This is a genomic window from Affinirhizobium straminoryzae (assembly GCF_007004135.1).
Classification (GTDB): domain Bacteria; phylum Pseudomonadota; class Alphaproteobacteria; order Rhizobiales; family Rhizobiaceae; genus Neorhizobium; species Neorhizobium straminoryzae.
Genome location: NZ_VJMG01000002.1, coordinates 1 through 12,281 on the forward strand (window position 1 = coordinate 1; position 12,281 = coordinate 12,281).

Here is a 12,281-nt window from a genome sequence, read left to right on the forward strand (position 1 = left end):
CGGTGCGCGGTTGGATGTCCTCGCGGATGAGCGTGTAGTCGCTCACCACGACCGACTTCAGCCATGCCGCGATGGCTGGCCCGCCGAGATCCTCGTATTCCCCGCGGCTGGCGCGGTCGGAAATCGTCACGATGGCAATGTGCATGTCTCAGCCTCCGAGATAGGACATGGGGCGGGCGATTCCCGCCACCCGCTTGAACTGATGCGAAACGCATGCCCCTCCGGCTTGCGTGAGACTGCATCGAGAATACGCGCCTCCAGCACCTGATCGGATTCGCCCGACCGCAGCACGTCGCGCAGGCCGACCGAGCCCTCCTCCCCCATGCAGGTGAAGAGTTCGCCTGTGGCGCTGACGCGAAGCCGGGTGCAGCCCGCGCAGAAATCGCAGGAGAGCGGCGTGATGAAGCCGAGCCTTCCACCCGTCTCCGTCTCCGCCACCCGCATGTAGCGCGCCGGCCCGCCGGTGCGATCCGGCAGCGGCGTCAGGGTCCAGCGCCCGGAGAGACGATGTCTGAGATCGGTGAGCGAGAGATGGCTCTCCCGGCGGTCGTGGGAGACGTCACCCAGCGGCATTTCCTCGATCAGCGTCAGGTCCATGCCCTGCCCGTGTGCGAAGCGGATCAGGTCGTCGACCTCCGTTTCGAAGCCGCCGTGCATGGCAACGGCGTTGATCTTGATCTTCAGCCCGGCAGAGAAGGCTGGCTCGATGCCTGCCAGCACCTTCTCGATCCGCCCCGGCGGGTGATTGCCGCATGGCCCGCATCATCCGGCGTATCGAGCGGAACGTTGACGCGCCGCACACCCGCCGCAAACAGCGCGGCGGCATGGCGGGAAAGCTGCAGCAGACCGACAAGGTGGCCGAGAAAAATCATCGGCACACCGAGATGAAAAAAGCACGGAGCCGCATATCCACTGCTCGCGCCGCAAAAGCTGGCTGGAACCGCAGCGCCAGAAACAGGGCGCTCGGTCGTAGCGGATGGCAAGCATGCATTGGATAAAGCCCCTTGTCCCCGAAAGGAAGGCCATTGCTTTCGGTGCGGAGGAGCTTGCTACGGGGAGAGGTCAATCCCGCTTGATTTACATCAACTCTCACCTGCCCGTTTTGAGAAACAAGAAGGCAGCGCCGCAACCGCAAGGGCGGGCTGGGCAGAGATCAGGCACCAGCCGGATATCGGGACAGGGCGGCATGACATTGATCAATCCGCGACGTGAAAATCCTCAAGGAGGAGGACAGGATGCGATCCTCGGAACTGCCCCAGGTCAAGGCGCTCGGCCTGTTCGAGACCATGAGCGACCAGAGCTTCGAGCGTCTGATGCAGGCGGCCTATCTGCAGACCTTTCCGGCGCATCTGACCCTGATCCACGAAGGCGTCACCGCAGATTTTCTCTATGTGCTGGTGGAGGGGGCGGTGGAACTGTATGCCGCCGCCAACGGGCGGGAGGAAACCATGGCCGTGGTGCGCCCGGTGGAAACCTTCATCCTGGCGGCCGTGCTGAAGGATGCGGTCTATCTGATGGCGGCCCGGACCATCGCGCGCTCGCGGATCCTGCTGGTGCCGGCTGCGGATGTGCGGCTGGCTTTCGAGGAAGACGCGGCTTTTGCCCGTGCCATCGTTTCGGAACTTGCCACGCGTTATCGCGGGGTGGTGAAGGAGCACAAGAACATCAAGCTGCGCTCCTCGGTGGAGAGGCTTGCCAATCGCCTGATCCGCTACGAGGCCGAACAGGGCGGCCATGGCGTGCTGGAACTGCCCTATGAGAAACGGATTCTCGCCTCGCTTCTGGGCATGACGCCGGAGAACCTCTCGCGCGCATTGCGCACCCTGAAGCCCTATGGCGTGCTGGTGAGCGGATCAACGATCCGCCTGACTGATCGCAAGGCATTGGAAACGCTTGCAAAACCGAGTGCCTTCATCGACGTCGACGCAAGCTGAACCGAACCTGAAAGGCGTTCCCCAAGAAAATCACTCCCAAAAACGCGCAATTTCATCATCGTGAACACCCGGTTAAAAGCAACATTAGAACTTGCCTACATTCGGATTCACAAAGAGAGGAATGATGGAAATCGCACCGAACTACGAGAAGATCGGCCTGCTGTTCATTGCCGGTCTCATTACCGTGATCTATCTGCTGAACAGCGGCGTGCTGTAAGTCCTGCGGGCCTTTTGGCCCGATCGATGGCTGCCGGAATCGCGACCGGCTGACGCCATCCTATGCACCGTCTCCCCGTCCTTCGCATCCGAGGACATCACGCGGCGGCCCTTTCCTGCAAGCCAAGAGCAAGACAGACTCACCGGTTCCATCGACCGGAGGACAGCCCTTGCCTGCGTGTCGGTCAGCGGCGGCGAAATAGCGGGCGAAGCGACGGTCGCTGCGCACTGGCCTCTCCGCTGCGGCGGGGCTGGCCACAATAGACCGCGAGTGCTCCGAGGGCTGCTGCACAGCAGACGGCACTCGCCATGGCAACGTCGCCGGCCATGACAAAGCCTGCCGCAGCACCGGTGACGCTGGCGCCGGCGATCGTGGCGAGCACGACGGGCAGGGAAACGGGTGTTGAGAGGGCGCGCTTGCGCACCATGGGTGCGCGGCGCACGCCATAGCGCGCATAGCGACCGGCAACATGCGCCATGTAGCGATCATGTTCGCTGTCACGGCGCGCTGCAAGCAGGTCCTTGCCGAAGAAGGCCAGAACCGCCCAGAGAAACAGGCTGCCGCAGGCGATGATCTCCAGTGCCAGCTGATACTGGCCCATCACCACCGCTGCCACCAGCGCGACCTCACAGACGGCCGCGACGAGAAGAAGCACGGCCGGAAGGGACTTCATCGGGCAGCCCCGGCCCGGGCGAGCGCCCGCCGCTGTTCCATCCGCGCTTCCGTGCGCGGCTCCATGGGTGGCATGCGCCGCTCGAGTGGCTGCGAGGGCATCTGCGGACGACCGAACAGGAAGCCCTGGACCCACTGGGCACCGGCTGCACGGGCACCGGCCAGATCAACGTCGCATTCCACGGCGCCGACCACGACCTCATCCGCCACGTGGCGGGCGAGCGAAATGAGATGACCGAGCAGCTGCGGTGCATCCGAACCGCGGGTGCGGATGCGGGCGGCATCGATCTTGATGATGTTGAAGCGCGTGTGGCGCGCATAGCCGATGGAGCTGAACCCCGTTCCGAAATCATCGAGTGCGACGCGGCAGCCGGCCTGCTGCACATGGCTGACGAAGTCGATGATGGTCTCGAAGCTGTAGGGACGCACGGTCTCGGCAATCTCGATCACCAGGCGATGGCCGATGCCGGCTTCGCTCAGCAGACGCGGGAAGGTGACGCGCCACCACAGATCCACCGAGGCGGACAGAACCGACATGTTGCAGCCGAGCACGACATCCGGTCGGCGGCGCAGTTCACAGATCACGGCTTCCGCGATCCTGCGGTCGAACACGCGCGTCAGGCCGAGGCGCTCAAGCGCCGGACCATAGACGCCCGGCATCACCACGCGGCCATCCTCATCGCTGAGGCGCACGACACATTCCGAATAGAGCACGTCGCTTTCCGAACCGGCGCGGCACACGGGCTGCTCGACCAGGGCAAAGCGGGCGTTGAACAGGGCGTCATAGGCAAGGGCTGCCGCGCTCATGTCGATGCGATAGTCCTGGGCGCTGTTCTGCGAGGCGGTGCGGCGCACCGCCGTCAGTTCCGGCAGCGATGCCGAATGGCTGAGTGCCACGACGATGCGGTTGTTGCCGACAGCGATCGGAAGGCTGGCGGCGCTGCAGATGGCCTCGTCGACGCGCGACCAGATCGGCATGCCGTCCGCAAAGTCGAAGGGCGAGGCGGCAAGGCCCCAGGGTTCCACGGCAAACGGCACATGCAGCGTGCGCTCCAGGCGGCGGGCCACTTCAGCCAGCACGCGGGCAGCAACGCCCTCACCGAAATGCGAGGAAATGTCGTCGAGATTGTCGATGACGATGAAAACCGAACCGGCGGCGTTCATGAGGAGCGGCTCCAGCTGATCATATAGACACTGCCCGACACGCCACCGGCGTAACAGACTGCGCCATTCACTTCATTGGCAAACGGGCGGAAAACGCCGTTCGACGTGCCAGAGAAGTTGACCGCTTTCCGGTCCGGGTAGGGTTTGTGCAGAAACATCGCACGTTCACCATACCCCGGATCACAGCCATCATAGCTGATCTCACCCTGCATGAAGGGATCCTTTTCCGTCGGTGATTTCGATCAGAAAGCCCGAGAGCTTTCCAGAATTGTCGCGTCAGTCGATCCATCAAAAATATGATTTATTTTTACCGGACCGCTTCGATTATTGTCAATGGGACGAACTATAGTGTCCTTGCAGCATAGGGACTGGAAACTGAGGTTGAACACTCCGTGAGCAAGGCCAAAGGCAAGTTCAAATCCTGCCGAAACGGAAGACATCCTGTCTCTGTTCGACAAAAAACCGGCCTGTCGCGCACCGGCTTCTGAACCTTTTGTATACCGTAACTCCTTCAGGAATCGTTAACAGATCCTTTGCAGGCCCTCTGTGCACTAATTTAGAATTACCCAACAGGTTCAATGCCTTCGCGAATGGCGCCCGTTTTCAGGTGGGCTGCGGTCTACAGCATCGGATTCCTGTTGCAAAGCAATTTTTGTGTGACTCCGGTTTGTGCGGCGCCCGGCTGGACAACCCGTGCGCGCAGCCTCCCCCCTTCCCCTTGCGGAGACATTCGGAAACAAAGCGCGGCAGGCGGGCGCCGGTTCCGGACGAGCCGGGTTGCTTGGATGGGATGGGCAGGGGTTCAAATAGAAGTGCAGTATTTTTGCCGCAATTTTGGATAGTGACGGCTGCAAATCAACGTGCCGACAGGAGATGGCAGGTGCCATGGTCCCTGATGGACAATAGAAAACGGATGACGGTTCAAAATGGGACTTTAATGTGTCCGACACTGAATCGTCGCGGGACGAAATTGGAGTCTGCCGGGAGAGTTTGGAGACGTGGTGCGCCTCGAGCGCCATTTTGGCACTATGATGGGGAGAGAAGTCGATCGTTTCCGAACGTTGCCGCGCGACCCGCCGAGGCATTGGGAGGCGGCATGTCGTGTGGGGCGGGCAAGCGCCAATCGGGCGTCGGCTGCTCTGAAAAAAATTAGTCTGCGCCGTCAGCGCGGCGAACCAATTTCCCTTTTTGGGCGAAATTGGTTCGTTTGAATCGCGCTAAAACTGCATTTCCTGAGGAAAGAATGTGCGGTGATTCGTCCGCCCCGAATCACCGCCGTCCTCGTGGACTGGGTAAACAATGCCTTTCGAAGCTTGCACGAAGCTGAACACGTGACGCGCGTGTCTCGGCAAACATCCCTCGATGCGCGAGGCGAAAATGTCAGCCGGCGAAGCGGTGCCAGTCCGCCTCGGATCCGCGGAAGACGTTGAGGTCGATCTTGCCGTCGACGCCCTGCGAAAGGCCCGAGCCGGAATACTGCCAGAACAGCCAGTTGCGGCCCGGATAGACCTTGGAGGGGTGTGCGGCGACCGAGCGCAGCCAGAAGTGATGATGCGGGAAGGCGCCCTGCAGATGATCGGCATAGAAATCCGGGGCGGTATAGATGATTGGCCGCTTGCCGTAATGGCGCTCCAGCCGGTCCATGAAGACCTGCATCTTTTCGCGTACCAGGGCCGGTGTCAGCCGGCGCTTGCACGCGGAATCGCCGTTATATTCGACATCGATGACCGGCGGCAGCGCGGATGGATCGCGCGGCACGTTGCGGATGAACCATTCGGCCTGTTCGCTCGCCACCCGGCACCAGTAGAAGAAGTGATAGGCGCCGCGGCGGATGCCGGCGGCATGCGCGCCACGCCAGTTCTCACGGAACATAGGGTCCAGATGGTCGCCGCCATCCGTCGCCTTGATATAGGCGAAGTTGGCGCCCTGGGTGCGCAGCGTCGGCCAGTCGATATCGCCCTGCCAGCGCGAGACATCCACGCCGTGGACGGCATGATTGCGCGGCGAGGCGCGACCGAAGTTGATCGGCTTGGCATCCTTGAAGCGGTGGCGGTAGATCCGTTCGCGCAGGATGGCCGGCTCGGCCGGCGGCATGGCCATCGGGGCGGCAAAGGCGGCGGGCCGTTCCTGCGGCACCGGCATGCCCCCCATCGGCGGTCGACCGACCAGAACCGGCGGCTGCGGGACGGCACCGGCCCAGGCCAGCGCCTGCGGATGCTGCGAGGCGTCCGCCACTTCCACGGCGGCAGCCGGCAGCGGCACCTGGGTTGCCGGACCGGCGAGTTCCCGCTGTGTCTGTGAAAGGCCGGGCGTCACGCCGGACGCGGTCCTGTCCGGAACGGAGGCTGCAGATGCCAGACGCCCTGCCTTCTGCTGCGCACCGGCTGATGCGCCCTGCGGCATGGGGGCCGGCGGAAGCGGTGCGGCAATCGAAGGTCCCGGCCCCCCCTGCCCTACCTGGGCCATCGGCACCGGCGCCGCGATGCCTGTAATCGCGCCGGTCTTCTCGTCGGATGGTCCCACCGCCAGCACATCCTCCGTGCCACTGGCACGGCATCCGCCAATCATGAGGCAGGCAAGCAGGAGGCTCGAAAGGACAGGATGACGCATGGGACCCAATACTCTGTACGCGCGTGTCTCTCCGCAAGCCTGCCCGGCACGGGCGGTTCACGGCAAATGCTAACAGAGTTTTACCGTCAAAAGCTGAATGCAATCTTTACAGACCGATCGCGCGGCAAGCCGCCGCGTGACGGGCACCCTCTGAAAGCCGGAGCCCTTGCGATGACCTGTCGGGGCCGCAGCGGGGAGATCGGTCCGCCGGATGTTCAGTGCCGTACCGGCCGGTCGTCCTCGACATCCCTCTCGCCCTCCCCCGGCGCCTGATTGGCGAGCAGGCGATGCCAGTCCATGGCGGCTCGGCCGGCGAGGTTGCGCATGTCCTGCAGCGTGTGGACATCGGCGCCCCGGTTGCCGAGGCGCTGCAGAAGGCCGCCGAGATCGTGAAAGGCGACTTCGGCCTCGACGCTCGCCACGCCCGCCTCGCGGCGTGCCCTTTCGATGGAGTCAGCCGGCTCGGCGGTCAGCACGGCGTCGCGGTAGCGGCCATTGGCCCCGATGCCCTCGCGGATAAGGAGCGACAGGGCGGTTCCGAAATCCGGCCAGAACAGGAAGACGGCGAGCAGCGCCGCCACGCTGCCGATGACATTGTCTAGCATGCGGGCGGATGCGATGCCCGCGCCCGGATGGAGCATGTCCGTCACGAAGACGAACAGCATCGTCAGGAACACCACGAAGATCGTGTAGTTGACGGAGCGCAGCGAGATGGAGGCTGCGGCGAGCGCCACCGCCAGCAGCGAAAGCGGCAGTTGGGCGCTGATGACCTGCAGAACCATCAGCGCGATCAGCCCGCCGAGCAGGCTGCCGGCAATCCGCTCCAGCGCCCGCGCCCAGGTGATCCGAAGCCCGCCTTGCAGAACGACGATGACGGCCATGGCCGCCCAATAGGGATAGCCGAGCTGGAACAGTGTCGCGACCGCATAGACGGCCAGCAGACCGGCGGCCTGACGCGCGGCCTGCCGGATCATCGGTGTGGGAAGTCTGTCTCCCCTGCCCTTCTGGCCCGCAGGCGGCAGGGAGTCCGCAGCCGATGCGGTCAGCGGCTCTGCAAGACTGTGGAGTGCCTGTTCGAGGGCGAGCGCGCAGCCCACGAAGACGGGCTCCGTCAGGTGATGGCGCAACGCTCGCACCCGCGCCCTCGCCCGGGCGACCGCGCGTTCCTCCGTTCCGGCACGTAGGGTGACATGCCAGGCAAGCAGAGCCTTTCGGCACGCCTGCGCCGTGGCCAGCCGCTCGCCAAGCAATCCCACCCGGTCGATATAGGCCTGGTCGAGGGCAATCAGGGTTCCGAAGGTGGTTTCTGCCGCTGCAAGCGCCTGTCGTACGGAGGTCGGGGCGCCGTTTTCACCTTCATAGCGCGCGAGCAGACTGCGCAGCCGCTCGATGGCCAGGCGCACGGCCCGTCTGTGTTCGGCATGGTCGCTGTGCCAGTCCGCATCGCGGTGCGCCCCATCCCCGAGCGCCACCAGATTGTCGGCCATATCCAGCAGCCGGACGGTCACTGCCTCGGTGGCGCGGCGGAGCGGCGCCAGCGGATCGATCCGCCAGACGACATTGATCAGCAGATAGGCCCAGGTGGCCCCCCCAAGAAAGGCGAATGACTGGCCGAGCGCCTGCGGCAGGGGATGGGGAAAGCCGACGGCGACCACCGCAACGACCGCAAGCAGTGTACCGACCAGCCCGCCATAGGGCAGAAGGGCCGCGGCAACGACCGCGAGAAAGACCAGAAGCGGCCCGATGACCATGTCCGCATGGGGGAAAAAGGAGGCAAGCCAAGACCCCAGAAAGGCCACAAGCGTGCCGCCCGCAACGAACACGCCGAGCAGACGGCGGCGCAAGGAATCAGGCCCCGGCGCATCGCAAAGACAGGTCCAGTAGGCGGCAAACACCGCCCAGCCCCATTCTGCGTGACCGCTTGCCAGCGCAAGGCCGAGCGGCATGGCCACGGCCAGCGCCGCCCGATAGCCCTCGACGCGGTTGAAGTGTTCGGGGATCAGTCCGAAGGATCGCAGTTCAAGGCGGCGCCCCAGCCATCGAAGACGTCTCGTCATATGTCACCCCAGCCAGAGGCGCCCCTCCCCGGCGCCGGCTTGTTGTTCTTTTCGTCCAGGCGCGCAGCTGTCTCGCGCGCTTGGTCTGTGATTGGTCCTGCCAGTTTCGTCTTTGACCGTAAATCCGGCTTTTCTGCGCGTATTTTGGAGAATATTTGGTCCGACCAATCACTTGCACAGTAATCGCCGGGCGCGCGGGGCGATCAGGTGTCGTCGCCAATGCTTGCGGGCGTGGTTCCCGCCTGCTTGCCTCCACCTGTCGCTGCTGCCCCTATTCCGTGCGCCACGATCGGCCGGCCCCAAAGGTGTGCGGATGGCGGGAAAGATTTGCAGGAAACCGCACAGGCTGTCGAGGGCAAGAATGTCCATCTTCTGTCGCTGCCCTCCCCTCCCCTTCAGCTTGCGCTTGCGCCATCTGCGAATGAGGACTGATCGCCACAGACGGCTTCATGCACTGCATCATCTCTGCAGAGAACGGGCGTGGTGAAGGGACCGGATTGATGCCCCGCCCTCACCCCGCCTGCCCTGCCAGCACCGCCTCGATGGCAAGGCCGGCCGCGAGGATCGAACGGTCCTGCATCGGCAGGCCCGCCACCATCAGGCCGACCGGCGCTTCGCCCGGCGCATGGCAAGGCAGCGAGAGGCCGCAGCCATCGAGGAAGTTGAAGAGGGTCGAATTGCGCAGCACCAGCCCGTTGGCGGCAAAGAAGGCGGCATCATCGGCAAGCAGCGGCGCGATTTCCGGCGCGATGACGGGCACGGTCGGCAGGATCACCGCATCGTAACCGCCAAGCCGGTGCATGGTCCGCGCCTGCCAGTCGGCGCGCGCGGAAAGCGCATCGAGATAATCGGCCGCGGAAAGATCGCGGCCACGCAGGATGCGGGTCTTCACCCGCGGATCGTAGGTGTCGCCGGCCTTTTGCAGAAGGTCGCGATGCCAGAAATAGGCTTCCGGCGCCACCAGCCCGCCGCGACCATAAATGCCGGCCACCTCGGAAAATTCGGGCACGGCGATCTCGCTGAGGATGGCACCGGCGGCGGAGAGGCGCGACAGCGTGCGGGCAAACACGGCACTCACCGTTGCGTCCATGGCGTCCAGCACGACGGTCTGCGGCACGGCAAGCCGCAGCCCACGGATCGGCAAGGCCGCCGGTACCCCCTGCCCTTCGCCGGAGATCACCGCATCGATCAGCGCGCAGCAGGTGACGCTGCGGGCAAGCGGACCGATCGAATCGAGCGAGGTGGACAGCGGGACGACGCCCGCCGTCGGGACGCGCCGCGCCGTCGGCTTGAAGCCGGTCAGGCCGCAGAGCGCCGAGGGAATGCGGATCGAGCCGCCGGTATCGGTGCCGATTGCCGCAATCGCCATGCCATCCGTCACCGAGACGGCCGCCCCGGAGGAAGAGCCGCCCGGCACGCGACCGGTGGCGCGGTCGAAGTGGTTTTTGGGCGTGCCGTAATGCGGATTGATGCCGATGCCGGAAAAGGCGAACTCGCTCATATTGGTGGTGCCGGTGATGACGGCGCCCGCCGCGACCAGCCGCTGCACGACCGGCGCATCGGTGGCGGCCGGCGGCTGATCTTTCAACGCCACGGAACCGGCCAGCGTCGTCTCGCCGGCAAGATCGAACAGGTCCTTCACCGAGATCGGCAGGCCCTCCAGCGCTGACCGCACATGCCCGGCCGCGCGAACGGCATCGGAGGCCTCGGCCAGTTTTCGCGCACGCTGATCGTTGCGCCGCACATGGACCCGCGCGCCCTCCCCTTCCGGATCGTCGATCCGCGCCAGCGCCGCCTCCGCGAGCTGCCGGGCCGTGACAAGGCCCGCCTTCAGCGCCGCGGCAGCGGTTTCGATGGTGGCGGAGCGATCGGAAAAGGCGGGCGGAAACAATGTCATGAGCGGCAACCGGATTCGGGGATGAAAGGCCGCCATCCTTGAATGTTTCGCGGCGGCGCGCAAGGTGGCAGGGGAGGCAGGGGGCGTGGATCCTCGGGTCAAGCCCGAGGATGACGACAGAGAGGGCGGTGATCGGGAGTGGGCGACCGAGAATGGGCAACCGAGAGGAGCGGTGAGCAGGAGGGCTTGCGACCGAGGTGACTCTCGATCGGGCGTGAAGGCGTTTATCCGTGAGGAAGCGACTGCGCCGTTCCGCGGCGTCCATGCCCGTGCATGGCGCGCCGCGTTCGTGCGCTTGGGTCTGTGCACAGCCCCACTCCGTGCACCTGCCTGATCCGCGCCTCCGCTCTTGTTTGCTCTGCGCCCGCGACACTCTCCGCCGTCATCCTCGGGCTTGACCCGAGGATCCATCGCCTCACCCGAAAGCGGTGCGGAACGACGTGGCAAACGCCCGGCGGACGCAGCGCCTCGAAGGAAGAGGATTTTCCCGAGCCATTCGGGCCGGCCAGCACGATGCAATGGGCGGGCGGCATAGGCGTCTATCGTCTGGCGACGCGCGCCGGCAGTTTCGCCTTTGGAGGATGCGGCGCATCCTTGCTTTCTGTCGTCTTGTCTGCTTTCAGGTCGCCGCAGCTCGGCACAAGCCCAACAGCCCGGCCGCGTTCTACGGCTTGGTTGCCGATCCGCATCAAGGCGGCGCGGTTTTTTTCGAGCGTCTCAAGCAACATGATCGTGCTCCTTTGCGCGCAAGAATACAGAGGGGAGAGGGGAAAGGCAAACGCCGCCTGGAGAAGCGGGCAGGGTAGTCGCACCCCCTCCGTCACCCCACCGGTGCACCCGCCAACGAATCGGTTGACAGCTGTCAACACGCCAAGTCCCGCGGCCGAGTCGCCTCAGCCCTGCCGCAGCAGCGGGCGCAGCTGGCGGGCAACGGCCTGGAGGGCGGGGAGGTAGCGGTCGGCCATGCCGGCGGCGGCCACCTGGGCAGCGGGGGCGCCGATATTGAGTGCGGCCACCACCCTGCCTCTCGCATCGGCAAGCGGCACTGCGATGGAACAGAGGCCAAGCTCCAGTTCCTGGTCGATCACCGCGTAGCCTTGGCCCCGCACCTCGGCCAGTTCTGCCATCACCTCTTCCGGATCGGTCTTGGTCTGCGGCGTATAGGCTCTCAAGGGGCCGGGGCCGATCAGCGCACGCGCCTCGGGCTCAGGCAGCGCCGCCAGCAGCACGCGGCCCATGGAGGCGCAGGCGGCAGGCAGGCGGCTGCCGGGCATCAGGTTGATCGACATCACCCGCCGCTGCGAGGCGCGCGCCACATAGACGATCTCCGCCCCGTCCAGCACGCTGACCGAAGCGCTCTGCCCGACCGCCTCTGAGAGCTGGTCAAGGAAGGGCTGCACGATGTGCGGCAGCGGCGTGGCGGAGAGATAGGCGTGGCCGAGCCGGAGGATGCGCGGTGTCAGCGTGAAGAATTTGCCGTCGTAATCGGCATAGCCGAGTTCCGCGAGCGTCAGCAGACAGCGCCGGGCCGTGGCGCGGTCGAGCCCCGTCAGCTTCGCCACGTCGGAGATGGAGAGCCGCGGCTCAGCCTCGCCGAAGGCCTCGATCACGCGCAGGCCCTTGGCGAGGCCGCCGATGAAATCCGTGTCCCGCATGATCCCTCCCCGTGCGCGTATAATGGCATCTGGACGTCAGTTTGTGCGATATATGAACAAAAGTCAAATAACGCA

The 12,281-nt window shown here is 64.8% G+C and carries 11 protein-coding genes and 1 pseudogene; 2 read left to right on the forward strand and 10 right to left on the reverse strand.

Features of this window, described 5'->3' with window-relative positions; all coding sequences use genetic code 11:
- Both FNA46_RS26315 and FNA46_RS00400 read right to left on the reverse strand, forming a co-directional pair.
- Positions 1-145 (reverse strand): annotated as a pseudogene (locus tag FNA46_RS26315) (molybdopterin adenylyltransferase); the annotation flags it as partial.
- Positions 127-720, reverse strand: coding sequence for a GTP 3',8-cyclase MoaA family protein (locus tag FNA46_RS00400; RefSeq protein ID WP_142880361.1), 594 nt, complete (start codon positions 718-720; stop codon positions 127-129). The pseudogene FNA46_RS26315 and the gene FNA46_RS00400, both read right to left, overlap by 19 nt.
- Before the next feature lie 32 nt (positions 721-752).
- On the opposite strand from FNA46_RS00400, the gene FNA46_RS26610 reads away from it, so the two are divergent.
- Positions 753-998: a hypothetical protein gene (locus FNA46_RS26610; RefSeq protein WP_425468646.1), complete on the forward strand. Its 246-nt coding sequence runs from the start codon at positions 753-755 to the stop codon at positions 996-998.
- 237 nt (positions 999-1,235) lie between these two features.
- Positions 1,236-1,934 (forward strand): helix-turn-helix domain-containing protein, encoded by a 699-nt coding sequence (locus FNA46_RS00410; protein ID WP_142880362.1) that lies wholly within the window; start codon positions 1,236-1,238, stop codon positions 1,932-1,934.
- A gap of 401 nt (positions 1,935-2,335) precedes the next feature.
- Here the strand turns inward: FNA46_RS00410 and FNA46_RS00415 are convergent, their stop codons facing one another.
- The 8 genes from FNA46_RS00415 to FNA46_RS00450 form a co-directional block, all read right to left on the reverse strand.
- The gene (locus FNA46_RS00415; protein WP_142880363.1) at positions 2,336-2,824 is read right to left on the reverse strand and encodes a hypothetical protein; all 489 of its coding nucleotides are present in this window, start codon (positions 2,822-2,824) and stop codon (positions 2,336-2,338) included.
- Positions 2,821-3,987: an EAL domain-containing protein gene (locus FNA46_RS00420; RefSeq protein ID WP_142880364.1), complete on the reverse strand. Its 1,167-nt coding sequence runs from the start codon at positions 3,985-3,987 to the stop codon at positions 2,821-2,823. Before FNA46_RS00420 ends, FNA46_RS00415 begins: the two co-directional genes overlap by 4 nt.
- Complete coding sequence (locus tag FNA46_RS00425; protein WP_142880365.1) at positions 3,984-4,199, reverse strand: hypothetical protein; 216 nt, start codon at positions 4,197-4,199, stop codon at positions 3,984-3,986. The genes FNA46_RS00420 and FNA46_RS00425 overlap by 4 nt, the downstream gene beginning before the upstream one ends.
- Before the next feature lie 1,168 nt (positions 4,200-5,367).
- The gene (locus FNA46_RS00430) at positions 5,368-6,390 is read right to left on the reverse strand and encodes a glycoside hydrolase family 25 protein (RefSeq protein WP_142880387.1); all 1,023 of its coding nucleotides are present in this window, start codon (positions 6,388-6,390) and stop codon (positions 5,368-5,370) included.
- 422 nt (positions 6,391-6,812) lie between these two features.
- Positions 6,813-8,654 (reverse strand): FUSC family protein, encoded by a 1,842-nt coding sequence (locus tag FNA46_RS00435; RefSeq protein WP_142880366.1) that lies wholly within the window; start codon positions 8,652-8,654, stop codon positions 6,813-6,815.
- 511 nt (positions 8,655-9,165) lie between these two features.
- A complete protein-coding gene (locus FNA46_RS00440) occupies positions 9,166-10,551 on the reverse strand; it encodes an amidase (protein WP_142880367.1) in 1,386 nt (461 codons plus the stop codon).
- A 539-nt stretch (positions 10,552-11,090) separates the two neighbouring features.
- Positions 11,091-11,279 (reverse strand): hypothetical protein, encoded by a 189-nt coding sequence (locus FNA46_RS00445; RefSeq protein ID WP_142880368.1) that lies wholly within the window; start codon positions 11,277-11,279, stop codon positions 11,091-11,093.
- Between the two features lie 165 nt (positions 11,280-11,444).
- Positions 11,445-12,206 (reverse strand): IclR family transcriptional regulator, encoded by a 762-nt coding sequence (locus FNA46_RS00450; protein ID WP_142880369.1) that lies wholly within the window; start codon positions 12,204-12,206, stop codon positions 11,445-11,447.
- Positions 12,207-12,281 lie beyond the last annotated feature (75 nt).

Bases quoted from the DNA above. Each gene is read 5' to 3' on its own strand.
- FNA46_RS26610 (WP_425468646.1), top strand. From the start codon at position 753: ATGGCCCGCATCATCCGGCGTATCGAGCGGAACGTTGACGCGCCGCAC.
- FNA46_RS00410 (WP_142880362.1), top strand. From the start codon at position 1,236: ATGCGATCCTCGGAACTGCCCCAGGTCAAGGCGCTCGGCCTGTTCGAG.
- FNA46_RS00415 (WP_142880363.1), bottom strand. From the start codon at position 2,824: ATGAAGTCCCTTCCGGCCGTGCTTCTTCTCGTCGCGGCCGTCTGTGAG.
- FNA46_RS00420 (WP_142880364.1), bottom strand. From the start codon at position 3,987: ATGAACGCCGCCGGTTCGGTTTTCATCGTCATCGACAATCTCGACGAC.
- FNA46_RS00425 (WP_142880365.1), bottom strand. From the start codon at position 4,199: ATGCAGGGTGAGATCAGCTATGATGGCTGTGATCCGGGGTATGGTGAA.
- FNA46_RS00430 (WP_142880387.1), bottom strand. From the start codon at position 6,390: ATGCCGCAGGGCGCATCAGCCGGTGCGCAGCAGAAGGCAGGGCGTCTG.
- FNA46_RS00435 (WP_142880366.1), bottom strand. From the start codon at position 8,654: ATGACGAGACGTCTTCGATGGCTGGGGCGCCGCCTTGAACTGCGATCC.
- FNA46_RS00440 (WP_142880367.1), bottom strand. From the start codon at position 10,551: ATGACATTGTTTCCGCCCGCCTTTTCCGATCGCTCCGCCACCATCGAA.
- FNA46_RS00445 (WP_142880368.1), bottom strand. From the start codon at position 11,279: ATGTTGCTTGAGACGCTCGAAAAAAACCGCGCCGCCTTGATGCGGATC.
- FNA46_RS00450 (WP_142880369.1), bottom strand. From the start codon at position 12,206: ATGCGGGACACGGATTTCATCGGCGGCCTCGCCAAGGGCCTGCGCGTG.